Annotated in this window: 22 protein-coding genes, 2 tRNA genes and 1 riboswitch; of the genes, 20 read left to right on the top strand and 4 right to left on the bottom strand. The window is 33.1% G+C overall.

The genetic code is table 11. From position 1 onward, the window contains the following. The first annotated feature begins 286 nt into the window (after positions 1 to 286). The 20 genes from HMPREF2663_RS06900 to HMPREF2663_RS06805 all read left to right on the top strand — a co-directional run bounded on the left by HMPREF2663_RS06900 (position 287) and on the right by HMPREF2663_RS06805 (position 20,811). Positions 287 to 979: an AzlC family ABC transporter permease gene (locus HMPREF2663_RS06900; protein ID WP_002458516.1), complete on the top strand. Its 693-nt coding sequence runs from the start codon at positions 287 to 289 to the stop codon at positions 977 to 979. Beyond that, positions 976 to 1,305, top strand: a complete 330-nt coding sequence (locus tag HMPREF2663_RS06895; RefSeq protein ID WP_002447636.1) for an AzlD domain-containing protein — start codon at positions 976 to 978, stop codon at positions 1,303 to 1,305. The genes HMPREF2663_RS06900 and HMPREF2663_RS06895 overlap by 4 nt, the downstream gene beginning before the upstream one ends. Before the next feature lie 114 nt (positions 1,306 to 1,419). Next, positions 1,420 to 1,520: riboswitch (SAM riboswitch) on the top strand. A gap of 64 nt (positions 1,521 to 1,584) precedes the next feature. After that, positions 1,585 to 2,553 (top strand): homoserine O-acetyltransferase MetX, encoded by a 969-nt coding sequence (locus tag HMPREF2663_RS06890; protein ID WP_001831747.1) that lies wholly within the window; start codon positions 1,585 to 1,587, stop codon positions 2,551 to 2,553. Between the two features lie 227 nt (positions 2,554 to 2,780). Continuing rightward, positions 2,781 to 3,707, top strand: a complete 927-nt coding sequence (locus tag HMPREF2663_RS06885) for a YybS family protein (protein ID WP_083319980.1) — start codon at positions 2,781 to 2,783, stop codon at positions 3,705 to 3,707. A 28-nt stretch (positions 3,708 to 3,735) separates the two neighbouring features. Next, positions 3,736 to 5,703 carry a DHH family phosphoesterase gene (locus HMPREF2663_RS06880; RefSeq protein ID WP_070846088.1) on the top strand — a complete coding sequence of 656 codons (1,968 nt, stop codon included), beginning with the start codon at positions 3,736 to 3,738 and terminating at the stop codon, positions 5,701 to 5,703. Then, entirely contained in the window at positions 5,700 to 6,146 is a 447-nt protein-coding gene (rplI, locus tag HMPREF2663_RS06875) for a 50S ribosomal protein L9 (protein WP_002447632.1), read from the top strand. The genes HMPREF2663_RS06880 and rplI overlap by 4 nt, the downstream gene beginning before the upstream one ends. A 170-nt stretch (positions 6,147 to 6,316) precedes the next feature. Then, positions 6,317 to 7,717: a replicative DNA helicase gene (dnaB, locus tag HMPREF2663_RS06870; protein WP_001831779.1), complete on the top strand. Its 1,401-nt coding sequence runs from the start codon at positions 6,317 to 6,319 to the stop codon at positions 7,715 to 7,717. Positions 7,718 to 7,994: 277 nt separating this feature from the next. Continuing rightward, positions 7,995 to 9,278 carry an adenylosuccinate synthase gene (locus tag HMPREF2663_RS06865; RefSeq protein ID WP_002455931.1) on the top strand — a complete coding sequence of 428 codons (1,284 nt, stop codon included), beginning with the start codon at positions 7,995 to 7,997 and terminating at the stop codon, positions 9,276 to 9,278. Between the two features lie 418 nt (positions 9,279 to 9,696). After that, a tRNA-Glu gene (locus HMPREF2663_RS06860) sits at positions 9,697 to 9,771 on the top strand. A 5-nt stretch (positions 9,772 to 9,776) separates the two neighbouring features. After that, a tRNA-Asp gene (locus HMPREF2663_RS06855) sits at positions 9,777 to 9,849 on the top strand. A gap of 474 nt (positions 9,850 to 10,323) precedes the next feature. After that, entirely contained in the window at positions 10,324 to 11,025 is a 702-nt protein-coding gene (yycF, locus tag HMPREF2663_RS06850) for a response regulator YycF (RefSeq protein ID WP_001831816.1), read from the top strand. Between the two features lie 12 nt (positions 11,026 to 11,037). Further along, entirely contained in the window at positions 11,038 to 12,870 is a 1,833-nt protein-coding gene (gene walK / locus HMPREF2663_RS06845) for a cell wall metabolism sensor histidine kinase WalK (protein WP_002437327.1), read from the top strand. Next, complete coding sequence (locus HMPREF2663_RS06840) at positions 12,863 to 14,200, top strand: YycH family regulatory protein (protein ID WP_002490391.1); 1,338 nt, start codon at positions 12,863 to 12,865, stop codon at positions 14,198 to 14,200. Before walK ends, HMPREF2663_RS06840 begins: the two co-directional genes overlap by 8 nt. Continuing rightward, positions 14,201 to 14,992 carry a two-component system regulatory protein YycI gene (locus HMPREF2663_RS06835; protein WP_002447629.1) on the top strand — a complete coding sequence of 264 codons (792 nt, stop codon included), beginning with the start codon at positions 14,201 to 14,203 and terminating at the stop codon, positions 14,990 to 14,992. A 608-nt stretch (positions 14,993 to 15,600) separates the two neighbouring features. Beyond that, the gene (locus tag HMPREF2663_RS06830) at positions 15,601 to 16,401 is read left to right on the top strand and encodes an MBL fold metallo-hydrolase (RefSeq protein WP_070846086.1); all 801 of its coding nucleotides are present in this window, start codon (positions 15,601 to 15,603) and stop codon (positions 16,399 to 16,401) included. Between the two features lie 1,051 nt (positions 16,402 to 17,452). Then, positions 17,453 to 17,932: a 23S rRNA (pseudouridine(1915)-N(3))-methyltransferase RlmH gene (gene rlmH / locus HMPREF2663_RS06825; RefSeq protein WP_070846085.1), complete on the top strand. Its 480-nt coding sequence runs from the start codon at positions 17,453 to 17,455 to the stop codon at positions 17,930 to 17,932. Positions 17,933 to 18,155: 223 nt separating this feature from the next. After that, a complete protein-coding gene (locus HMPREF2663_RS06820) occupies positions 18,156 to 18,482 on the top strand; it encodes a helix-turn-helix domain-containing protein (RefSeq protein ID WP_000624048.1) in 327 nt (108 codons plus the stop codon). A 36-nt stretch (positions 18,483 to 18,518) separates the two neighbouring features. Then, complete coding sequence (locus tag HMPREF2663_RS06815; protein ID WP_000694291.1) at positions 18,519 to 19,352, top strand: CPBP family intramembrane glutamic endopeptidase; 834 nt, start codon at positions 18,519 to 18,521, stop codon at positions 19,350 to 19,352. Positions 19,353 to 19,556: 204 nt separating this feature from the next. Further along, on the top strand, positions 19,557 to 19,721 hold the full coding sequence (locus HMPREF2663_RS06810) for a hypothetical protein (protein WP_001028954.1): 165 nt from the start codon (positions 19,557 to 19,559) through the stop codon (positions 19,719 to 19,721). A 316-nt stretch (positions 19,722 to 20,037) separates the two neighbouring features. After that, positions 20,038 to 20,811 carry a hypothetical protein gene (locus HMPREF2663_RS06805; RefSeq protein WP_000998885.1) on the top strand — a complete coding sequence of 258 codons (774 nt, stop codon included), beginning with the start codon at positions 20,038 to 20,040 and terminating at the stop codon, positions 20,809 to 20,811. A gap of 237 nt (positions 20,812 to 21,048) precedes the next feature. On the opposite strand, the gene HMPREF2663_RS06800 is transcribed toward HMPREF2663_RS06805, so the two are convergent. The 4 genes from HMPREF2663_RS06800 to HMPREF2663_RS06785 all read right to left on the bottom strand — a co-directional run bounded on the left by HMPREF2663_RS06800 (position 21,049) and on the right by HMPREF2663_RS06785 (position 24,699). Continuing rightward, the gene (locus HMPREF2663_RS06800; protein WP_000432280.1) at positions 21,049 to 21,408 is read right to left on the bottom strand and encodes a magnetosome magnetite crystal formation protein family; all 360 of its coding nucleotides are present in this window, start codon (positions 21,406 to 21,408) and stop codon (positions 21,049 to 21,051) included. Positions 21,409 to 21,572: 164 nt separating this feature from the next. Next, positions 21,573 to 22,643 carry an NAD(P)H-dependent flavin oxidoreductase gene (locus HMPREF2663_RS06795; RefSeq protein ID WP_002499602.1) on the bottom strand — a complete coding sequence of 357 codons (1,071 nt, stop codon included), beginning with the start codon at positions 22,641 to 22,643 and terminating at the stop codon, positions 21,573 to 21,575. A gap of 12 nt (positions 22,644 to 22,655) precedes the next feature. Next, positions 22,656 to 23,522 carry a LysR family transcriptional regulator gene (locus HMPREF2663_RS06790; RefSeq protein ID WP_001052247.1) on the bottom strand — a complete coding sequence of 289 codons (867 nt, stop codon included), beginning with the start codon at positions 23,520 to 23,522 and terminating at the stop codon, positions 22,656 to 22,658. Further along, positions 23,509 to 24,699: a YbfB/YjiJ family MFS transporter gene (locus tag HMPREF2663_RS06785; protein WP_000716034.1), complete on the bottom strand. Its 1,191-nt coding sequence runs from the start codon at positions 24,697 to 24,699 to the stop codon at positions 23,509 to 23,511. Before HMPREF2663_RS06785 ends, HMPREF2663_RS06790 begins: the two co-directional genes overlap by 14 nt. Positions 24,700 to 24,883 lie beyond the last annotated feature (184 nt).

Raw genomic sequence — 24,883 nt, 5'->3', positions numbered from 1 at the left:
TTAAAAATCAATGATGTTTTAAAGAGTTGCAAAAGTTCAGTCACTATTATTTTTTGATAATCTTTAAAAGTAATGTTGTAAACATTTTGATTTTAAAGGATAGAAGTTGGAAAGAGGGTCTAAAAACAAGAAAGAAAATTCTGAAAAATAAAACTCTTATATATTAGCTTTTTTAGACCACGGTATGTATGACGGCACACATACCGGCCTTTAAATATATTGAATAAAGTAATTAAGTATATTAGACTGATTTTATTATTTTATTGGAGAGACTGGGGCTGATAATATGACTCACCTTACGTTTAAGCAAGGTGTGAAAGAGTGTATTCCTACGTTACTTGGATATGCAGGTGTAGGACTATCATTTGGAATTGTGGCAGCCTCCCAAAATTTCAGTGTTTTAGAAATTATATTATTGTGTCTGATTATTTATGCCGGTGCAGCCCAATTTATTATTTGTACATTAGTGATTGCAGACACTCCTATTTCTGCAATTGTGCTTACAACACTTATCGTTAACTCTCGAATGTTCTTATTAAGTATGACTTTAGCACCTAATTATAAGCAATATGGATTTTGGAATAGGGTAGGGCTTGGAACGTTATTAACAGATGAAACTTTTGGAGTTGCTATAACACCATATGTTAAAGGTGAAAAAATTAACGATCGATGGCTACACGGACTAAATATTACTGCTTACCTATTTTGGACTGTTTCCTGTGTAATCGGCGCCATTTTCGGAGAGTATATTTCAAATCCTGATGCGCTTGGTCTAGACTTTGCCATTACCGCAATGTTTATTTTTTTATGTATATCTCAATTTGAAGGTATTAAGAAATCACGATTGAGAATATATATTGTACTCATTGTATGTGTGATTGTGATGATGATTCTTTTAAGTTCAATTCTACCTTCATACGTAGCAATATTGATAGCCGCAATAGTTGCTGCATTGTTAGGGGTGATGATGGAAAAATGACGACAGATTTACATACATTAGTACTTATTGTTTTATGTGGCGTGGTCACATTACTCGTTCGTGTTATTCCATTTGTTATGATATCGCGTGTCAACTTACCAGCAATTGTAATTAAATGGCTTTCTTTTATTCCTATCACTTTATTTACAGCTCTTATTATAGATGGTGTAATTCAACAACATGATCATACATTTGGTTATACGCTTAATTTACCTTATATTATTGCAATCGTACCAACTGTGATGCTCGCTATTTTCACACGTAGTCTAACAGTGACAATTCTCGGAGGTATATTTGTCATTGCTTGCTTACGTTTAATCTTTTAATCTTTGAAAATCATTGAACTTACAGAAAAAATTAGTTAAGATTAAAATAATTAGAAAATTTAGACTATTCGAGACGAAATGCATATCTACATCACAATACAATTAAATTACCTAACCTTATTTTGAGAAGCTGAGGGATTTGGCCCATAGAAGCTTCAGCAACCGACTTTAAATAGCACGGTGCTAATACCAACGAGCAACTCGAATGATAAGTACGATAAGTGCCTTTACATCATTTGAGTAAGGCACTTTTTTAGTTGAAGGAGGTATGGAACTATTATGACGAATTACACGGTTAATACATTAGAACTAGGTGAGTTTATAACTGAATCTGGTGAAACGATTGATCATTTACGTCTACGTTATGAACATGTAGGACTTCCTGGTCAACCCCTTGTCGTTGTTTGCCATGCACTTACTGGCAATCATTTAACATACGGCACGGATGCGCAACCTGGCTGGTGGCGAGAAATCATTGATGGTGGTTACATTCCAGTTCATGATTATCAATTTCTTACATTCAATGTCATTGGAAGTCCATTTGGTTCAAGTTCTAAATTAAATGATGACAACTTCCCAGAACATTTAACATTGAGGGATATTGTTAGAGCTATTGAGTTAGGTATACAAGCATTAGAATTTAAGAAGATTAATATTCTCATTGGAGGCAGTTTAGGTGGTATGCAAGCGATGGAATTGCTTTATAATCGTCAATTCGAGGTGGAAAAAGCAATCATATTAGCCGCTACTGATAAAACGTCCTCCTATAGTCGTGCTTTTAACGAGATTGCAAGACAAGCTATACATATAGGTGGTAAAGAAGGTTTAAGTATCGCACGTCAACTCGGCTTTCTCACGTATCGATCGTCTAAAAGTTATGATCAACGTTTTACACCAGATGAAGTAGTGAGCTATCAACAACATCAAGGTGATAAGTTCAAAGAATATTTCGATTTAAATTGTTATTTAACACTGCTAGACGTCTTAGATAGTCACCATTTAGATAGAGGGAGAGATGATGTTGATGAAGTCTTTCAGTCGTTGGAAACGAAAGTACTAACAATGGGCTTTATTGACGATTTGCTTTATCCTGATGATCAAGTGAGAGCTTTAGGAGAACGTTTTAAATATCATCGTCATTTCTTCGTACCAGATAATGTAGGACATGATGGTTTTCTTCTAAATTTTAATGATTGGGCGCCTAATTTATATCATTTCTTAAACTTGAAACAATTCCGACGTAAATAGTAAAGTTTTATAATAGAACACAATCCCCATGAGCACACATAAGAAATACTAAACAGTGCAGAGTAGGTAAATTTTTCTTTGGCATGAAAATAGTCATACAAAGAATTATATAAGCAAAGTTTATTTCATATGTCGTATCTATGCATAAACCTATCACTGGTAGTATGGCTTTACTTTATTGTTAAATTTTAGCAAAGAGGTTAAAATAGGAGTTATAGTCAAAAAGTATGGGAGTGGCGTATGTGTTTTCAAAAATACAACCTAAAGCAACTATTTTAGCAATTATTTCATTATTAGTAGTCGCTTTAGCAACACATGTATTACCTGTTCTCGGCTTGATTTTATGTTTATTTGCAACGATTCCCGGTATTGTTTTGTGGAATCGTTCCATACAATCATTCGGAATTAGCGCATTAGTAACAGTTGTACTTACAACATTATTAGGTAATACATTTGTCTTAAGTATGATGGTCTTAATCTTATTATTAAGTGCGATTATCGGACAATTACTTAAGGAAAGAACATCTAAAGAACGAATTCTTTATATTTCAACAGCTTCATTAAGTTTAGTTACACTTATTGGATGGATGTTATTACAAACATTCGATAAAATTCCGACGGCAGCTGTATTAATTAAGCCTTTTAAAAATGCAATGCATGAGGCTTTCTTAACAAGTGGAATCGATTCAAACTATAGACAGATTCTTGAGGAAAGTTTCCGACAAATGACGGTCCAACTCCCTAGTTTTCTAATTATAGTTATTTTCATTTTTGTCTTAATTAATCTGATTATTACATTTCCAATTTTACGTAAATTTAAAGTAGCAACACCTATTTTTAAACCTTTATTTGCATGGCAAATGAGCCGTAATTTACTATGGTTTTATCTTATAGTACTTATTTGTGTCATGGTTGCAAGTGAACCAAGTACGTTCCAAAGCATCGTGTTAAACTTTGATGTTGTGTTATCATTAGTGATGTACATCCAAGGATTAAGTGTCATTCACTTCTTTGGTAAAGCTAAAAGATGGCCGAACTTCGCAACAATTCTTGTTATGGTAGTAGGGACACTTCTTACACCGGCAACGCATATTGTTGGATTACTTGGGGTAATTGATTTATGTATTAATTTAAAGAAAATAATAAAAAAATGATGATTAAAAAGTGATTAGAGGTGGAAGAATGAACCGGCAATCCACTAAAAAAGCTTTGCTCATACCGTTTATTATAATGGTATTCACTGCTATAGCACTTGTCGCCGTGTGGTTTATTTTTAACCAACTAGTGGCAGGTATTGCTACAGCTATACTTATTGTGATGATTATTATTAGTGGCGTGTTATTGAGAAAAGCATTTCTAAAAATGGATAATTATGTGGATGATTTAAGTGGTCACATCTCGGCAAGTAGTAACAAGGCGATTAAGCACTTGCCTATAGGGATGATTGTGTTAGATGAAGATAATCACATTGAGTGGATGAACCAATTTATGACAGATCACATTGAAACGAATGTGATTTCTGAAAATGTCAATGAAGTCTTCCCTAACATATTAAAACAACTGGAAAAAGTTCAAGAAGTAGAAATAGAAAACAACAATTATTACTATCATGTACGATATTCAGAAAACGAGCATTGTTTATACTTCTTTGATATGACTGAAACTGAACGTACAAACGAACTATATGAAGATTCAAAGCCGATTATTGCAACAATATTTTTAGATAATTACGATGAAATCACTCAAAATATGAACGATACACAACGTTCTGAAATTAACTCTATGGTGACACGTGTGATTAGTCGTTGGGCACAGGATTACAATATTTATTTCAAACGTTACAACTCAGATCAATTTGTAGCTTACTTTAACCAAAAAATATTGGCTGAACTAGAAGATTCTAATTTTGAAATCTTAAGCCAATTAAGAGAAAAGAGTGCGGGTTACCGCGCACAACTAACTTTAAGTATTGGTGTAGGTGAAGGTACTGAGAACCTTATTGATTTAGGTGAATTATCACAATCTGGTTTAGACCTCGCGTTAGGTCGTGGTGGTGACCAAGTTGCAATTAAGAATATGAACGGCAATGTAAGATTCTATGGTGGTAAGACTGACCCTATGGAAAAACGTACGCGTGTACGTGCGCGTGTGATTTCACATGCCCTCAGAGATATTCTTACTGAAGGCGATAAAGTTATCGTTATGGGACATAAGCGACCAGATTTAGATGCTATAGGTGCAGCTATCGGAGTTTCGCGCTTTGCATCAATGAATAATTTAGAGGCATTTATCGTTCTTAATGATTCTGATATCGATCCGACATTACGTCGTGTTATGGATGAGATTGATAAGAAACCGGAACTAAAAGAACGCTTTGTAACATCAGATGAGGCTTGGGATATGATGACTTCTAAGACGACTGTCGTTGTTGTAGATACACATAAACCTGAAATGGTCTTAGATGAAAATGTCTTAAATAAAGCAAACCGCAAAGTAGTCATTGATCATCATAGACGTGGCGAAAGCTTTATTTCAAATCCATTACTTGTGTATATGGAACCTTACGCTAGCTCAACTGCTGAGCTCGTAACGGAATTACTAGAATATCAACCAACTGAACAGAGATTGACTCGTTTAGAATCAACTGTTATGTATGCAGGTATTATAGTAGATACAAGAAACTTTACGTTAAGAACAGGTTCCAGAACATTTGATGCCGCAAGTTATTTACGTGCACATGGCGCTGATACAATCTTAACGCAGCATTTCTTAAAAGATGATGTCGATACGTATATCAATCGTTCAGAATTAATAAGAACAGTTAAGATACAAGATCAAGGTGTAGCCATTGCACATGGTTCAGATGATAAAATTTATCATCCAGTAACGGTTGCACAAGCTGCCGACGAGTTGTTAAGTTTAGAAGGCATTGAAGCATCTTATGTAGTAGCTAAACGTGAAGACAACCTGATCGGTATCTCAGCACGTTCATTAGGTTCCATAAATGTTCAATTAACAATGGAAGCGTTAGGTGGCGGTGGCCATCTGACAAATGCTGCGACACAAATAAAAGGTGCGACAATAGATGAAGCAATAGAACAATTACAACAAGCAATTACAGAACAAATGAGTAGGAGTGAAGACGCATGAAAGTAATTTTCACACAAGATGTTAAAGGTAAAGGTAAAAAAGGCGAAGTTAAAGATGTACCAGTAGGTTACGCAAATAACTTCTTACTTAAAAATAAATATGCTGTAGAAGCAACTCCTGGTAACTTAAAACAATTAGAACAGCAAAATAAACGTGCAGCAGCAGATAGACAACAAGAAATCGATGATGCAAAAGCACTTAAAGAACAGTTAAAAGATATCGAAGTTGAAGTATCAGCTAAAACAGGTGAAGGCGGCAAACTATTTGGTTCAATCAGTACGAAACAAATTGCCGAAGCGCTAAAAAAACAACATGATATTAAAATCGACAAACGTAAAATGGACTTACCACATGGTATTCACGCACTAGGATATACTAACGTTCCAGTGAAATTAGACAAAGAAGTCGAAGGTACAATCCGTGTGCACACTGTAGAACAATAATTTAAAGATATGACGCGAGGATAGTACATGATTACTATTATAGGTGCAATTATATAAGATGTATGACTTATACAATTTGTTAACCTCTGAAATATCTGTAGTGTATCTCGTGACAATATCAGATGACGATAAAATAAAAGATGGATTGAAATAAGAGGTGTAAGTAGATAATGGATGGAATGTATGAGCAAAATCAAATGCCACATAGCAATGAAGCTGAACAATCTGTCTTAGGTGCCATTATTATAGATCCAGAACTCATTAATACTACTCAGGAAGTCTTGCTTCCTGAGTCGTTTTATAGAGGCGCCCATCAACATATTTTTCGAGCAATGATGCACCTAAATGAGGATAATAAAGAAATTGATGTTGTCACATTGATGGATCAATTATCAAGTGAAGGTAGCTTAAACGAAGCGGGTGGCCCTCAATATCTCGCCGAACTATCGACGAGTGTACCGACAACGCGAAACGTTCAGTACTATACGGACATCGTTTTTAAACATGCGTTGAAACGGAAACTTATTCAAACTGCTGATAGTATAGCGAATGATGGCTATAATGATGAATTAGAATTAGATACGATTTTAAGTGACGCCGAACGACGTATTTTAGAACTATCTTCTACAAGAGAAAGTGATGGTTTTAAAGATATTAGAGATGTCTTAGGACAGGTATACGAAACCGCAGAAGAACTCGACCAAAATAGTGGTCAAACACCAGGTATTCCAACTGGTTATCGTGACTTAGACCAAATGACTGCTGGTTTTAACCGTAATGATTTAATCATTCTAGCGGCACGCCCTTCAGTAGGTAAGACTGCTTTTGCCTTAAATATTGCGCAAAAGGTTGCCACACATGAAGATATGTATACTGTCGGTATCTTCTCACTTGAGATGGGCGCCGACCAATTGGCAACACGTATGATTTGTAGTTCTGGTAACGTTGATTCCAATCGTTTAAGAACTGGGACGATGACTGAAGAAGATTGGAGTCGCTTTACGATTGCGGTAGGTAAGCTATCACGAACTAAAATCTTCATAGACGATACGCCAGGTATCCGTATCAATGATTTACGTTCTAAATGTCGTCGACTCAAACAAGAGCACGGTCTTGATATGATTGTGATTGATTATCTACAATTGATTCAAGGAAGCGGATCACGTTTCTCAGATAACCGTCAACAAGAAGTTTCAGAGATTTCACGTACACTTAAGGCGATTGCACGTGAATTAGAATGTCCAGTTATTGCACTGAGTCAGCTATCACGTGGCGTTGAACAGCGACAAGACAAACGTCCTATGATGAGTGATATTCGTGAATCTGGGTCTATAGAACAAGATGCCGACATCGTCGCTTTCTTATATCGTGATGATTATTATAATCGTGGTGAAGGTGATGAAGATGATGACGATGCTGGTTTTGAACCACAGACAAATGATGATAACGGTGAAATTGAAATCATCATCGCCAAGCAGCGTAATGGTCCAACAGGTACTGTGAAACTTCACTTTATGAAACAATACAATAAATTTACAGATATTGATTATGCTCATGCAGATATGTCATAAAAAATATTTTCCGTACAATAATTGTTATAATCTATTTATTGTACGGTTTTTATTTTGTTTTTCTCTTTTTAAAATGTGGGAAGTATGTGTATGTATTTTACTTAGACATCCTTTGAACAACTGTCATAGAAACGTTTAGAAGTGATTTTACACAGAAAATATACTGAAAGATGATGCGTTATCGAACGCTGATTAATGTTCGATTTTTATTTGCAAATTCAAAATCATATTGGTAAAATACCTAGTGGTTAAACGAGAAAAACTTGGAGGTGCTCATATGTCATCAATCGTAGTAGTTGGGACACAATGGGGAGACGAAGGTAAAGGTAAAATAACAGACTTTTTAGCAGAGCAAGCAGACGTAATTGCTAGATTTTCTGGTGGTAACAATGCGGGACATACGATTCAATTTGGTGGAGAAACTTACAAATTACACTTAGTACCATCAGGTATCTTTTATAAAGATAAATTAGCTGTAATCGGTAACGGTGTAGTTGTAGATCCAGTCGCATTATTAAAAGAATTAGATGGGTTAAATGAACGTGGCATTTCAACTGACAACCTACGTATCTCAAATCGCGCACAAGTCATTTTACCTTATCACCTAGCTCAAGACGAATATGAAGAACGTCGTCGTGGCGATAATAAAATCGGTACAACGAAAAAAGGTATCGGCCCAGCATACGTAGATAAAGCACAACGTATCGGTATTCGCATGGCAGACTTATTAGAAAAGGAAACATTCGAACGCCGACTCAAAGAAAATATTGAATATAAAAACGCATACTTTAAAGGCATGTTTAATGAAACTTGTCCAACATTCGATGAAATCTTTGACGAATATTATGCTGCAGGTCAACGTTTAAAAGACTATGTGACAGACACAGCTAAAATTTTAGACGATGCAAATGTGGCTGATGAAAAGGTATTATTCGAAGGCGCACAAGGTGTCATGTTAGATATCGACCATGGTACATACCCATTCGTTACATCTAGTAATCCAGTTGCAGGTAACGTTACAGTAGGTACAGGTGTTGGCCCAACATCAGTGTCTAAAGTGATTGGTGTATGTAAATCATATACATCTCGTGTGGGTGACGGTCCATTCCCAACTGAACTCTTTGATGAAGATGGCCATCATATTAGAGAAGTGGGTCGTGAATATGGTACAACTACTGGACGTCCACGTCGTGTAGGTTGGTTTGACTCAGTTGTATTACGTCATTCACGTCGTGTAAGTGGTATCACAGATCTTTCAATTAACTCAATCGACGTCTTAACAGGATTAGACACAGTTAAAATTTGTACTGCTTACGAATTAGATGGTGAAAAAATTACTGAATACCCAGCAAACTTAGATCAATTAAGACGTTGTAAACCTATCTTCGAAGAGCTTCCAGGTTGGACTGAAGATATTACAGGTTGCCGTAGTTTAGATGAACTCCCTGAGAATGCACGTAATTACTTAGAGCGTATTTCAGAATTATGCGGTGTCCATATTTCAATCTTCTCAGTAGGTCCAGACCGCGAACAAACGAATTTATTAGAGCAACTTTGGTAGAATAAAACGTCAAGAAAGCATGTGAGCTTTGTTTAATTAGAGCAATGAGCGAAATGATTAACATTAGTCTTAGTGCTTGCTATATGCATGAAAGTAAAAAAGCTTTCTAATTCATATCTATCAATATTTGCAGTGAATCATCTTTAAACAGGCGGCCACAACATAATGGTCGCTTGTTATTTATTTTGGAGTAGATTAATGACTTTCAATCTCCTTTTGTCCTACTCCAGTTTTATTTTAAAACAGCAATTTGAAATGAGTTTTGAATGAAATCAATGGTTTTATTCTTCTCCACAGTAAGCTTCATAGCATGATTGTGTTGGTTGATTAACGAAACAAAAATATTATTAAATTTATGTAAAAAATATCTTGTCATCAAAAGTAGAGCTATGCTATAATCTATCTTGTGCTTAAGAACGGCTCCTTGGTCAAGCGGTTAAGACACCGCCCTTTCACGGCGGTAACACGGGTTCGAGTCCCGTAGGAGTCACCATTCTAGGTCCCGTAGTGTAGCGGTTAACACGCCTGCCTGTCACGCAGGAGATCGCGGGTTCGATTCCCGTCGGGACCGTATTGCCTACCCAATAGGGTAGGCATTTTTTTATGCTTTTTTACGTACAACAATGTACCTTCACTTTATTAATCTTTCTGATTCACACTACCTACTTTTTTAACATGCAATGAAAACTTAATAATCCTATACATGTTTATATTTCTATCATTACAAACACTGTCATTACTGCACTTTTACATATACGAAAACGATAAAATATGATGATAAAGCTAAACAAAAGCGTCAAGCATATTGCAAAAGTCTAACTTATTTTGCGGAACTGTATTTCAATGGTAAAATTATAAATAATATTATTCTATAATTTTAAATACTAAAATAGAATTAACCGTTCATAAATGGTAAATTATATAATAGGTAGCTATATGTTATATAGAGAACAGAATAATAATGAAGCACTTCGAAAATTTGATATAACATTAGCAATGTAAACGAACGGAAGAACTACACTTTGAGAAAAGAGGTTTATAATATATGGCTAGAAAAGTTGTTGTAGTTGACGATGAAAAACCAATTGCTGATATTTTAGAATTTAATTTAAAAAAAGAAGGTTACGACGTATATTGCGCTTATGACGGTAATGACGCAGTAGATTTAATCTATGAAGAAGAACCAGATATCGTCTTACTTGATATCATGTTACCTGGTAGAGATGGTATGGAAGTGTGTCGTGAAGTGCGTAAAAAGTATGAAATGCCAATTATCATGCTGACAGCGAAAGATTCTGAAATTGATAAAGTTTTAGGTCTTGAATTAGGTGCAGATGATTATGTAACTAAACCATTTAGTACTCGTGAACTCATCGCACGTGTGAAAGCGAACTTACGCCGTCATTATTCACAACCAGCTCAAGAAGTAAGTGGTGCGACAAATGAAATTACAATTAAAGATATTGTGATTTATCCAGATGCATATTCAATTAAAAAACGTGGAGAAGACATTGAATTAACACATCGTGAATTCGAGCTGTTCCATTATCTTTCTAAACATATGGGTCAAGTCATGACACGTGAACACTTACTACAAACAGTGTGGGGTTACGATTATTTCGGTGATGTTCGTACTGTGGACGTAACAATTCGCCGTTTAAGAGAAAAAATTGAAGATGATCCATCTCATCCAGAATACATTGTGACACGTAGAGGCGTTGGATACTTCCTCCAACAACATGATTAGAGGGAGCGTCTTATGAAGTGGCTTAAACAACTACAATCCCTTCACACGAAACTCGTTATTGTTTATGTACTACTCATTATTATTGGTATGCAAATCATCGGTTTGTATTTTACGAATAGTTTAGAAAAGGAATTACTCGATAACTTCAAGAAGAACATAACACAATATGCGAAGCAATTAGACGTCAATATTGAAAAGGTTTATAAAGATAAAGATAAAGGTTCAGTCAACGCTCAAAAGGATATCCAAGACCTTTTGAATGAATATGCGAATCGCCAAGAAATAGGAGAAATACGCTTTATTGATAAAGACCAAATCATCATGGCAACAACTAAGCAGTCTAACCGTGGTCTTATCAATCAAAAGGTTAACGACGGTTCAGTTCAAAAGGCGCTCTCCTTAGGGCAAACGAATGATCATATGGTTCTTAAGGATTACGGAAGTGGTAAAGAGCGTGTTTGGGTATATAATATACCGGTTAAAGTCGATAAACAAACAATCGGTGATATATACATAGAATCGAAAATTAATGATGTATACAATCAGCTGAACAACATTAATCAGATATTCATCGTAGGGACAGCGATATCACTATTTATTACAGTGATACTAGGATTCTTCATTGCACGAACGATTACTAAGCCGATAACCGATATGCGTAACCAAACCGTTGAGATGTCTAAAGGTAACTACACGCAACGAGTGAAGATATACGGTAATGATGAAATCGGTGAGCTCGCGCTTGCCTTCAATAACTTATCGAAACGTGTCCAAGAAGCACAAGCGAATACAGAAAGTGAGAAACGTCGTCTAGATTCTGTTATCACACATATGAGCGATGGTATTCTTGCGACAGATCGTCGTGGACGTGTACGTATTGCAAACGACATGGCGCTGAAAATGCTCGGTCTCGCGAAAGAAGATGTCATCGGCTACTACATGCTTGGTGTCCTTAACTTAGAAAATGAATTCTCATTAGAAGAAATTCAAGAAAATAGTGATTCCTTCTTGTTAGATATTAACGAAGAAGAAGGCATTATTGCACGCGTAAACTTTAGTACGATTGTACAAGAAACAGGTTTCGTGACAGGTTACATTGCCGTACTACATGATGTCACAGAACAACAACAAGTCGAACGTGAACGTCGCGAATTCGTTGCGAATGTTTCACATGAATTACGTACACCACTGACATCGATGAATAGCTATATCGAAGCACTTGAAGAAGGTGCTTGGCAAGATAAAGAACTGGCACCATCATTCCTATCTGTCACACGCGAAGAGACTGAACGTATGATTCGTTTAGTGAATGATTTACTTCAATTATCTAAAATGGATAATGAATCAGATCAAATTACGAAAGAAATTATCGACTTCAACATGTTTATCAACAAAATTATTAACCGTCATGAAATGGCAGCGAAAGATACGACATTCGTGCGCGAAATTCCGCAGCAAACCATCTTTGCTGAAATCGATCCAGACAAGATGACACAAGTATTTGATAATGTCATTACCAATGCAATGAAATATTCACGTGGCGAGAAACGTGTTGAGTTTCATGTGAAACAAAATGCACTTTACAATCGAATGACGATTCGTATTAAAGATAATGGTATTGGAATACCGATTAACAAGGTAGATAAAATATTTGATAGATTCTATCGTGTAGATAAAGCACGTACACGTAAGATGGGTGGTACAGGACTAGGTCTAGCTATTTCCAAAGAGATTGTCGAAGCACATAACGGTCGAATTTGGGCTAACAGTGTAGAAGGACAAGGTACGTCAATCTTTATTACACTTCCTTGCGAAATCATTGAAGACGGTGATTGGGATGAATAACAAAGAACATACTAAATCAATTATTTTAGTCCTACTCGTCTTGATGAGTATCGTTTTGACATACATGGTCTGGAACTTTTCTCCAGACCTTTCAAATATTGATAACACGGATAATAGTAAAAGTGATAAGCCTAAACCACTTACTAAACCAATGACTGCAGAAATGGAAGGAACGATTACACCATTTCAAATCGTGCATTCTAGAGATGAAAAATCTCAAGGAACAGTGGCATCAGGTGCAGTCTTAGACAAGATAATTCAACCTTTAAAAAATCAAGAAGTTAAATCTGTATCACATCTGAAAAGGGAACATAACCTTGTTATACCTGAACTAAGCAACGACTTTATCGTCCTAGATTTCACTTATGATTTGCCACTTTCAACATATTTAAGTCAAGTACTCGTTATCGATGCGAAAGTGCCGAATAACTTTAATTTTGATCGCCTCCTCATCGATCAAGATCATAATAACCACGTCGTACTATATGCGATTAGTAAAGACCGTCATGAAGTAGTTAAACTTAAGACAACGATGAAAGGGAATAATGTTGACAAAGCTTTTAAAAGTATCGAACCTGACATGCAGCCCTATACGGAAATCATCACGAATAAAGATACAATCGACAAAGCAACACACGTGTTTGCACCAAGCAAACCGAAAGACTTAAAGACGTATCGCATGGTCTTCAATACGATCAGTGTTGAACGCATGAACTCAATACTATTTGATGATTCAACGATTGTTCGTAGCTCTCAAAGTGGTACGACAACATACAACAACAATACTGGTGTCGCCAACTACAATGATAAAGATGAAATGTATCATTATAAGAATTTATCTGAAGACGCGAAAAGTTCAAGCAACATGCAAGAAACCATCCCAGGCACATACGAGTTTATAAATAGTCATGGTGGCTTCTTAAATGAAGATTATCGCCTATTTAAAACAGATAATAGAACGGGGAAACTCACATATCAACGATTCCTCAACGGTCACCCAACGTTTAATAAACACAACTTCAATGAAATCCAAGTCACATGGGGGGATAAAGGCGTTTACGATTATCAACGTTCGCTACTTAAGACGGACGTCACACTGAACAGTGAAGAATCTAAATCCGTCCCCACTGTTGAGTCCGTGCGTTCTGCATTAGCCAACCATCCTGATATTGATTTTGAAAAGGTAACGAACATTGCGATTGGTTATGATATGGACGACAAGGCAAATAACGAAGATATTGAAGTTCAACGTAACTGTGAATTAATACCACGTTGGTTTGTAGAATACGATGGCAATTGGTATGCCTATAAAGATGGGAGGCTTGAATAAATGAACTGGAAACTCACGAAAACACTTTTCATTTTCGTTTTTATTCTTGTGAACATCTTTTTAGTCATCGTTTATATTGATAAAGTGAATAAATCACAAGTTAATGACTCGGAAAAGGTAAACGAGGTCAATTTTCAACAAGAAGAAATTGACGTGCCCAAGGATGTCTTGAATCAAAATGTTAAAGATACTGAACTTGAACAAATTACTGCCCGTTCAAAGAATTTCTCAAGTTATGCGAAAGATCATTCAAGCATGCAAACATCTGATTCCGATAAAACACTTGAAGGAGATATTGATAAAGGCGTTCAAGTGAGTGATAAGAACTTACAAGATATCAAAGAATACATTGCAAAGAAAATCTTTAACGGTAAAGAGTATCAATTAAGTGATTTAACTAAAGATAAAGTTACTTACGAACAAACGTATAAAGATTATCCAATTATGAATAATAGTAAAGCACGCTTAACGTTTAATTTGAGCGATGGTAAGGCGACAAGCTATAAACAGACAGCGATGGATGATATACAAGTAGCTAAAGGTTCAAATAGCACGAAGAAGCAAGTTATCACGCCGCGTAAAGCTATTGAAGCCCTTTATTACAATAGATATCTAAAGCAAAATGATCAAGTGCTAGACGCACGCTTAGGCTATTATTCAGTGGTAAAGGAAACAAACGTTCAATTACTCCAACCGAACTGGGAAATTAAAGTAAAACATAAAGGCAAGGATGAAGTTCAAACCTATTATGTAGAAGCTACAAATCATAATCCGAAAGTGATTGATTATTAGAGATTATTGATGGGTGGCGTGACGTTTGAATGAAACCGCGAAGCTATAGAATAGAAGGCTACGTTAATTTGTACTATCTAGAGCAAACTTTGTGGAAGTCATTTATCGAACCAACGGACATATGATGAGTCACAGATTAATTATGAAGCTATATAAGATGATATAAACTAAGCCTGAGACACCGATGAGTAATCTCAGGCTTTTTTACGTATTGAAAGTGATTGAGTAATTAAATAGGGTGGATATCAAAAATGATGTTGGTCGATATGTTAGGTCGTTTAAGAGGATGCAATGCCAAGCTCAATATCGACGTAGTTATGAAGCGGTGTGTATTTTAAATGGGTGTTAGTATTGTTTATAAACGGACTATTGGAACTCAACTTTTAAAATTGATATAGTATAATATAAAGGAAATTTAGAGGACGTGACGTTTCGATATTTGAATAACTGTATTAAGGAATGTTGAAACTTTAAAATATCTACGCAATTTAGGATAAAAATCAACATTGAGTGAAAGCCAACTTAGTCGAAGCATCTCAATAAAGCGTAAGACACTCGAGTTCCCCCACACCCCTATAAACAAATAACTATGGTACATATGAGAAAGGATGAGTCGCTTGATACGTATGAGTGTATTAGCAAGTGGTAGTACAGGTAACGCCACTTACGTAGAAAGTGAGAAAGGTAGCCTACTTGTCGATGTAGGTTTAACTGGCAAGAAGATGGAAGAACTTTTCAGTCAAATCGACAGAAACATTAAGGATTTAAACGGAATATTAGTGACACATGAACACATCGACCATATTAAAGGTCTTGGTGTCTTAGCACGTAAATATAAACTTCCGATTTACGCGAATGAGAATACATGGAAAGCGATAGAGAAGAAAGATAGTCGCATTCCAATGGATCAGAAATTTATCTTTAATCCATATGAAACGAAATCTCTTGCAGGATTTGATATAGAATCATTTAACGTGTCACATGACGCGATTGATCCACAATTCTACATCTTCCACAATAGCTATAAGAAATTTACGATGATAACTGACACTGGTTACGTTTCAGATCGTATGAAAGGTATGATTCAAGGTAGTGATGTCTTTATGTTTGAAAGTAATCACGATGTCGATATGTTACGCATGTGTCGCTATCCATGGAAGACGAAACAACGTATTTTAAGTGATATGGGTCACGTATCCAATGAAGACGCGGGTCTTGCGATGAGTGATGTCATTACAGGTAATACGAAACGTATATACCTCTCTCATTTGTCACAAGACAATAATATGAAAGACCTCGCACGCATGAGTGTTGGACAAGTGCTCAACGAACACGATATCGATACAGAGAAAGAAGTATTGCTTTGCGATACCGATAAAGCACAAGCCACACCGATTTATACACTATAATTGAATAGAGGTAAGACGACAAACGACCTACTTAAGTATTACGCTTAAGTAGGTTATTTTTTGGAAAAGTGATCAGGAGAATTGCAGGGAATGATTACGTGTTAGTTTAAACGGCTTGTGCATGAATGATTGATTTAGGGATTTTTTAATGAAATGAAAGCGCATCATGGAAGGGGGAGAACGATGTCTATACACGCTTTGTGATTTATATTAGACTTCCTAATATTTCCTAGTTGATAAAAAAGTAATGTTGTAAAAATATGAATAAATAAAATATTAAGAGTCTCATAAAAACTTAAATATAAAGTTAAAATTTAAAAACATTTAGAAATTGTAACAAAATAAAAATTAACATTTAAATAATATTTAAATATATTGTATTTATAGTTAGTGGGCATACTATTTAATATAAAAGTGAGTTTCTATGTTCAACACATGTATGATTCAACGCAATAAATAATCTATCGCTGCTTTCACCGTTATTTTGTAACTCAAAGCAATGACATATGAGACTTTATCAAGTCAATATCATCATAGTTAATATGAATTCATTTAATTGATTATATGCTTAATTGAGGTGAAAGTGGAGAACTCATATATTTGATTGAATGTCGTATGATGATTGATGAGACTCAGGTAGGGTGATACATATACTGCTAGATGATAGTTCACTACATAAAGATAATGGTGATATTAATTTAGGGTTGAAAAGATGCGTGTGGAAACTAGAATATCAATGATGATATATGTAATAAGTGAGTCTAAAAGGTCTGAAATATAGGGAATAATTGTAAAAATAACGTTAAGACGACCGTAAAGTTATCCACTGATTAGGCAATAGTTATCCAGAAATGTGTACAATACACACATAAATACCCACATTATTCACAGACTTATCCACAAATTCACAAGATATTTCTTAGAATCTGTGTATAATTCTAAAAAAACACTAAGAAAATGTTAATTCAATTGTTATACTAAGAGGGAAATGTGTGCATAAGTGTATAACTTGTGGATAACTAGAATAAATTATGTACTTTTGGAGGATAAAATGAAGATTACTATCTTATCAGTTGGAAAACTAAAAGAAAAATATTGGAAGCAAGCCATTGCAGAATATGAAAAAAGATTGGGACCTTACACGAAAATCGAATTAATAGAAGTACCAGATGAAAAAGCACCTGAAAATATGAGCGACAAAGAAATAGAACAAGTCAAAGAAAAAGAAGGCCAACGTCTACTTAATAAGATTAAGCCGCAATCCACAGTAATCACGTTGGAAATCAAAGGGAAAATGTTGTCTTCAGAAGGACTCGCTAAAGAACTACAAACACGCATGACACAAGGTCAAAGCGACTTTACATTTGTCATAGGTGGCTCCAATGGTTTACACCAAGACGTCTTACAACGTAGCAATTACGCTTTATCATTCAGCAATATGACCTTCCCACACCAAATGATACGCGTCATATTGATCGAACAAATTTATCGCGCATTTAAGATCATGAGAGGCGAAGCGTATCACAAATAAAACTAAAAAATAAGTTGTATATAACTTATTTTGAAATTGGTTAAGTATATAGTATCTCCAATAAAATGTAGTTAACTTACGATAATGCTGAACTATAGCTTTGTAAACTAAAATGTAAATAATTACAATCAAATTGCAACAATATAGTTCAAGAATGCTACAATTTGAGGACAGATTGATAGCATTAATCCCTTTAAAATGAAGCTAGGAGATAACTTACATTATGATTAGTAAACAAATAAAGGATTTACGAAAGCAACATAATTATACTCAAGAAGAGCTAGCTGAAAAATTAAATACTTCAAGACAAACAATTTCTAAATGGGAACAAGGTATTTCAGAACCAGACTTAATTATGCTTATGCAATTGTCACAATTATTTTCTGTTAGTACAGACTATCTCATTACAGGAAGTGACAATATTATTAAAAAAGATAATAAAAGCTATTATGAAATGAATTTTTGGGCATTTATGTCTGAAAAATGGTGGGTAATTATTATTATAGTAATCATAATTTGTGGAACAATAGGACAAATTTTTTCAAACTAATGTAAGTATCTCTCAAATATTTTGGGAGGTTTTATTATGAAAATCAAAAAATTATTAAAGACATTATTAATTATTTTATTATGTTTTGTATTGTCTGTTATTGTGCAAAATATTTCAATGCTATGGCATATTGTGAGCATTTGGAGTGTTGAATATATTTTACATGCATTAACTTATATAGTACTTTCATACTTTTCAGTAAAATGGTTCATTGAAATTGTGCTTAAAAGCAATATGAAAGATTATAGAATAATACCGGTGAAATTTTTCAAGTCTTGTTTTCTTATAGGATTAATTTTGATATTAGTAATTGATTTAATATATCTATTATTTATTCCTGGTAAATTGATAATACCTCATTATTCAACAAGCGTTGGATTTATGGAGATGTTCTTTAGCGCATTTTTAATTACTGGTATTGCTGCGCCTATATTTGAAGAGATGGTATTTCGAGGAATACTAATGAGATACTTTGAAAAACAATATGGAATTTTATTTGGAATTATAATACCCTCGATTTTATTTTCTCTTGTTCATCTATTTAATGGAGAGTTAAAGGGAGAAAATTTATTATTACTACTTATAGGTGGCTCAATTGCTGGAATAATGTATGCAGTGACTGCATGGACGTTTAATAGTATATGGGCCTCTGCTATATTACATATGCTTTGGAATATAAATGGTTTATTAAATATCACAACTCAAGATGATCATTGGGGAGTATATCAGTACATATTAGAAACAAAAAATGTACTGATTACAGGTGGGGATTATGGTATGGATACATCATTACTTTCAATATGTAGTTATATTGCAGTTATTATAGTTATGATTGTTACTAAAAGACACTTTAACTTTTTACTAAAGTAATTATAGAATAGTGTGGTTAATCCTGACGACTAGTCGGATACAATTTAAAGAGTAATAAAAAGTGTATTATTAACTGATATGCAAAAGTATCCCACTAAAGAAATAAAAAAACAGATGGTAGAATATGTTAGCATTTAATATACAAATTAGTTTTTAACTTACATGAAAACTAGTTCAATAAAAAAGTTAAATTAGGAGCTTATTATGAATATCTATCAAACCTATGCATGCTTAGTCATAGGAATAATCGTTAATAGTACTACTACTATACTAAAAAGAAAAAAATTAATTTCAAATATTAAACAACTTTGGAAAAGTAAAAAGACTTTAGAAGAATTTATACGTTCAAATTCGAGATTTGATTATTAGTTTAATCTTCGACGTAAGAATTATTCTGATACATTAGTAGATGATAAAACATGGATAGACTTAGATATGGATACTTTGCTTCATAAAATTAATTTTAACTATACAGTTATCGGAGAAATGAACTCCCTATAATCTAATTGAGAAAATATAAGAAGAAAAAATTTAAGGTTTTAGAGTCCCATGTATTATTCCGTTCTTTCTTGATAGATGTGTAATATTTTAGTGGATTTAATAATTAGTAAATTTTTAACAGGCATAATAACTTACAATTAAGAAAAGATTAAAACTTATTAATAATAGAGAGGTTATGTGAATAATGAATGATTTGTTAAAAATTTATGAAAAATTGAAAAAAGATATTGAAAACAGGTGGTTAATACCATTTCATTATGTGGTTTTTGGATTAGCATTAGTTGTATATTTTCTGGAAATTCCTATTTATAAATTGGTGAATAACTTAGATAAAGAGCTTGTTGATAAGGTTTTATATGCTTTTTCATTAGTGTATGATCACATTGTATTGATATTTATATTAATTATAATTATCATTTTGATAGTTTATTTATTCTTTGATGTGTTTAATATGAATCGTTTTGTTCCATCGCCTACAACTTATGTAGATGGTAGTGAAAGTTCTATAAACTATGTAAGTGCTATTAAAAGATTGATAAACTTTATGATATTAATTATCACAAAGTACTGGATAACTTACTTTATTGTAAACTTAATATTTCATAATGATAAATTACTGTATTTAAACAATGATTCAAAACATTTGTATAAGTGTCTCTTGTTTTTAAATATCTGTATCTTTATAGTGCATATATTAAAATCAATTTTTATAATAAAAATTATGGCAGATGATTCGCTAAGACTTATTAATGAAAATGATTTAACTGATTTTTACATAACATTAAATAAAAATGATGAATATCGTATGGTAAAACCTAAATATAGAAAAATAGATAATTTTATTATTATTAAAAAAAGTGAAGATTTCACTAATTCAAATGAGTATAAAGTTATTAATAAAAGTAAAAATTTTGAGGAAATAATTTATCATTTTGACAATCTTACTTCAAATCATTGATGATTTATAAATTATTATTCTAAGTTTAACTAGAAATTAAATTTTTATGCAGGCCAATCGATTTCTTTATCGATTAATAAAAATGGTTATATTAATAACAGTTTTGATGCTTCGCGAGATGTCATTAGAAACATCGAAGTAAGCATCTTAGACTATAAATAAAGTCATTGTTTATAAAAACAATTGCATTAAAAAAGGGAGTATAGAACTCCCTTAATAAGTTGATATATAAGTCACTTATTTTTTTAATAAAATTTTAATTCCTCTGATAATGTTGAGAATATATAATATTAAAGCAATTAAAAAGAATACAATAGCAATGATTAAAGCAATAACAAATATTAATAATTGATGATCAAACGGTTTATCAAAGACTCCTTTTGAAAAAATAAAAATTCCTCTGCCTACACAAAAACTAATCCATGTCATAATATGATTCCCTAATGCTTTTTTACCATGTCCTGATGTTGGCTCATCAGCAAGTATCCATACAAATAAAGGTAAAATGACAGGTGCGAAAAAGATACTTAAATAACTCAATGCTGATAAAACGTAACTATTGTCATTTTTATGCATATTACTATTTGTATTTTCCACTTTTTTCACCTTCTTTACTTTTCTTTATTATTATAAAAACATTAATAGCGAGCTATTACAACAGTTATAAGAGAAACTTACAATAATGAAAGTATTCCACTAGACCTTCAAATCTTACTTTGGCACATGGTAGAAGAAAAAGATAACCAGCCTCAAAAGCTTTATCACTTATTATTGATAATTTTGACTGCATCATTAATAATATTTTTTGTTAATTGAGCTGCATCGACTGTGTCAGCTAATCTAGTACTTTGTCCACTCCAAATATGGGTCCACTCAGTATATCCTTTCTCCAAAGCAGATTTTCGTATTTGCGTTGTTAATTGATTTTGTAAAGGATAAGGAGGCACCTGTTTTGAATATAAATTCATATTGTGTACAAATTCATTCATAATTCCGCGAGCCAATTTGCCACTAAATACATTTGTCAGTATTGTATCTGTTTCAGAGCTTTCAATAATTTCATTTTTGATTTTGTCATCAGCGCCACTTTCATTCGTTGTTAAATAAGCAGTACCTAATTGCGCTGCTCCAGCCCCCAAAGCTAAACTAGCTACTAAACCTCTTCCATCCATAATACCACCAGCTGCAATAACTGGTATAGACACATTATCAACAATTTGTGGTACTAAAGATAAAGTACCGACCAATGGAAATTCACCATTGATTGTTGTAAATGATCCTCTGTGGCCACCTGCTTCATAGCCCTGGGCTACAACTATATCCATACCAGCATTTTCATTTTCAACTGCTTCTTCGACTGATGTTGCAGTTCCAATTAAAATTTTTCCTGCATTATGAAGTCGTTTAATAATATTTTGATTTGGAATACCAAAAGTAAAAGCAATGATAGGTACTTTTAATGATTCAATAACTTCTATTGCATCTTCAAACTTTTCTTTTTCTTTAGCCGTACTATTTTTGGGAGTAGATAATCCAAGCGCTTCTCTATATGGTTTGAGTTTTGTATTCATCTGCTCAATTTGTTTTTTATCGTACTTAATATCATTGGGTGTAAATAGATTTACTGCAAAAGGAGCTTGTGTCAGTTTTTGAACTTCTAAAATCTCTTTCGAAAGTTGATGTGAATCAAAATAACCTGCTCCTATCATACCTAAGCCTCCTTGTTTACTAACAGTAGAAACTAGTTCTGGCGTAGTACTTCCTGCCATTCCAGCTTGTATAATAGGATATTTAATACCTAACATTTTTGTGATTTGAGTAGTTAAATTCATAATTAACACCTTCTATTTTATTATATTTGATTTCATTTTCTCAAAAGCAACTTGTTTCAATTGATTTATCACATTATTATTTTTATTATCTTGTCGATAAATGATATTTAGTGATATTGTTTGAAATGATTCCTCTACTTTGGTTATTTCTATACCATCGCTATTTCCTTTATTTAATACTGACATAGGTAAAAATGCTATACCTAATCCAGCTTCAACACACCCCAAAATGCCATCTAAAGTATTTAATGTCATTTTATTTTCTATATTAATATCATGATAATTAAGCCAATCTTCAAAAATTTTTCTATAAAAACAACCTTCGCCAAACATTATAATAGACTTATTTTCGTTTATATTCTGTTTAAAGTTGCTCTTTTGAGATAAAATCACTAATTTTTCATTAAAGATATTTGTGCAAATAAGATCTTTATCGTTAATATTCCCAGATATAAAAGCACAATCCATTTCTCTATTCTTTACATGTTCAATTAATTTAATACTATTATCTGTTTTTAAATTAATTTGAATTTTTGGATTTTTCCTCTTATATTCATTCAATAATTTAGGTAAATGAACTGCAGCTATTGTTTCAATTGTCCCTATGTTAATATTTAATTTTTTATTGTTGCTTACATTATGTTCTGCTTCATGTAAAATTGTGAATATTCTCTTAATATATTTTAGTAATTCAATACCTTCTGGTGTCGGTTTAATTCCTTTTTTATCTCTATATAGTAATTTCACTTGATAATAAGACTCTAATCTTTGAATTTTAGCTGTTACATTTGATTGAACATAATTCAGTTCTTGCGCTGCTTTAGTAAAGCTACGATTTTCGCAGACTTTATAAAAAGCTTCTAAGTCATTTAAGTTCATATTTTTCACCAATACTTTCGTTTTGTTTATAGCTAAATATTGTAGAAATAAGACCCAGTATTAATAAAACAGTTGCAAATATTAAAGCAATGTTATAATTATTCGATTTACCAATTAAGATTCCCGCAAACATAGGAGCTAACATTTGTCCTAAACTGTATATTACAGTCAGTAATGAGACTAAATTTAAGGGGTCATCTGTTTTGTACATTAAACTTTGCCCTTTAGAAATAAATAATGTAGTTAAACCTAAAAAAGTCCCTCCAAATAGAACTGAACTAATAACTAAACTAAAAATTTCATGAGTAAAAACAGGTAGACAAACGCTTATAATTTGTAAAATAAATGCACCATAAATGGCTTTTTTATAACTGATTTTTTCAGCTATAAGTGACCAAATTAATGTAGAAGGAATTGCACCTAATCCAACAAACATCCAGCTTAAAGTCGCATATTCAGCAACAGAAGGAATTGATTTAACTATAGCAACTAGAAAAGTACCAGTAATAATATAACCTGCCCCTTCAAAGAAGTAAGCAATAGAAAAAAAGATAACAAACTTTTTGTTTAGTCTATTATTAATTTTCATTTTTTCTTCTTTAAAATTTATTATTGTATTTGTATTTTCTTTCATAAAAACCAATACAATTAAGCCCAAAACCAGTGAAACTATTCCTAAAACAAACCAAACCATTTTCCATGAATCCACACTGGCAAAAAAATAAAGATAAATACTACTTAAAAAAATACCTAATCCAACAGCACTATATAATACACCTGATATCCCCTCTCTTTGTATTTTCTTTAATGAATCTAGTACTATGTTTGAAGTTAATACAAATACCGTCCCGCTTGTTATCCCGGAAATCAATCGAAAAATTGACCAAATTAAATATTGTTCTGTAAATCCCATTAAGATAGTAGAAATAATATTTAAAGCAAGGTAAATTTTCAAATCTATTACTTTAGTTTTATAAATATAAAATATTGGAATAACAGCGCCAACTAAATACCCTAAATAATTCCATGTAGCTAAAAACCCCGCTTCTTGATTGTCCATAGATGTATCTTGTTGCATAAATGGTAATATAGGTGTATAAGCAAACCTACTGATAGACATAACGATTAACATTGCTATCATACCTAATAAAAGTTGTTTATATGCATGTTTTTTCATATAATTATCCTTTCATTTCAACTTAATTTTAGTATAGTCAATTTGTTATATTAATAAAAATGATTATTTAAGATAATTATTATCAAAAATAATGATGTATATAACCATGATTTTTTGATTTTTACAAATATGTATGACAAACATGTCTTTAAGTGGTTCTGTTGCAAAGTTGAATTTATAGTAT

This window comes from Staphylococcus sp. HMSC077D08 (genome assembly GCF_001837945.1).
Taxonomy (GTDB): Bacteria; Bacillota; Bacilli; order Staphylococcales; family Staphylococcaceae; genus Staphylococcus; species Staphylococcus epidermidis.
Note: the sequence above shows the minus strand (reverse complement) of the source record. Positions and strands in the feature narration are given on the sequence as shown.

What these genes read in the sequence shown, in the direction of transcription:
- HMPREF2663_RS06900 (WP_002458516.1), top strand. Translation starts at nt 287, where the DNA reads ATGACTCACCTTACGTTTAAGCAAGGTGTGAAAGAGTGTATTCCTACG.
- HMPREF2663_RS06895 (WP_002447636.1), top strand. Translation starts at nt 976, where the DNA reads ATGACGACAGATTTACATACATTAGTACTTATTGTTTTATGTGGCGTG.
- HMPREF2663_RS06890 (WP_001831747.1), top strand. Translation starts at nt 1,585, where the DNA reads ATGACGAATTACACGGTTAATACATTAGAACTAGGTGAGTTTATAACT.
- HMPREF2663_RS06885 (WP_083319980.1), top strand. Translation starts at nt 2,781, where the DNA reads ATGGGAGTGGCGTATGTGTTTTCAAAAATACAACCTAAAGCAACTATT.
- HMPREF2663_RS06880 (WP_070846088.1), top strand. Translation starts at nt 3,736, where the DNA reads ATGAACCGGCAATCCACTAAAAAAGCTTTGCTCATACCGTTTATTATA.
- rplI (WP_002447632.1), top strand. Translation starts at nt 5,700, where the DNA reads ATGAAAGTAATTTTCACACAAGATGTTAAAGGTAAAGGTAAAAAAGGC.
- dnaB (WP_001831779.1), top strand. Translation starts at nt 6,317, where the DNA reads ATGGATGGAATGTATGAGCAAAATCAAATGCCACATAGCAATGAAGCT.
- HMPREF2663_RS06865 (WP_002455931.1), top strand. Translation starts at nt 7,995, where the DNA reads ATGTCATCAATCGTAGTAGTTGGGACACAATGGGGAGACGAAGGTAAA.
- yycF (WP_001831816.1), top strand. Translation starts at nt 10,324, where the DNA reads ATGGCTAGAAAAGTTGTTGTAGTTGACGATGAAAAACCAATTGCTGAT.
- walK (WP_002437327.1), top strand. Translation starts at nt 11,038, where the DNA reads ATGAAGTGGCTTAAACAACTACAATCCCTTCACACGAAACTCGTTATT.
- HMPREF2663_RS06840 (WP_002490391.1), top strand. Translation starts at nt 12,863, where the DNA reads ATGAATAACAAAGAACATACTAAATCAATTATTTTAGTCCTACTCGTC.
- HMPREF2663_RS06835 (WP_002447629.1), top strand. Translation starts at nt 14,201, where the DNA reads ATGAACTGGAAACTCACGAAAACACTTTTCATTTTCGTTTTTATTCTT.
- HMPREF2663_RS06830 (WP_070846086.1), top strand. Translation starts at nt 15,601, where the DNA reads ATGAGTCGCTTGATACGTATGAGTGTATTAGCAAGTGGTAGTACAGGT.
- rlmH (WP_070846085.1), top strand. Translation starts at nt 17,453, where the DNA reads ATGAAGATTACTATCTTATCAGTTGGAAAACTAAAAGAAAAATATTGG.
- HMPREF2663_RS06820 (WP_000624048.1), top strand. Translation starts at nt 18,156, where the DNA reads ATGATTAGTAAACAAATAAAGGATTTACGAAAGCAACATAATTATACT.
- HMPREF2663_RS06815 (WP_000694291.1), top strand. Translation starts at nt 18,519, where the DNA reads ATGAAAATCAAAAAATTATTAAAGACATTATTAATTATTTTATTATGT.
- HMPREF2663_RS06810 (WP_001028954.1), top strand. Translation starts at nt 19,557, where the DNA reads ATGAATATCTATCAAACCTATGCATGCTTAGTCATAGGAATAATCGTT.
- HMPREF2663_RS06805 (WP_000998885.1), top strand. Translation starts at nt 20,038, where the DNA reads ATGAATGATTTGTTAAAAATTTATGAAAAATTGAAAAAAGATATTGAA.
- HMPREF2663_RS06795 (WP_002499602.1), bottom strand. Translation starts at nt 22,643, where the DNA reads ATGAATTTAACTACTCAAATCACAAAAATGTTAGGTATTAAATATCCT.
- HMPREF2663_RS06790 (WP_001052247.1), bottom strand. Translation starts at nt 23,522, where the DNA reads ATGAACTTAAATGACTTAGAAGCTTTTTATAAAGTCTGCGAAAATCGT.
- HMPREF2663_RS06785 (WP_000716034.1), bottom strand. Translation starts at nt 24,699, where the DNA reads ATGAAAAAACATGCATATAAACAACTTTTATTAGGTATGATAGCAATG.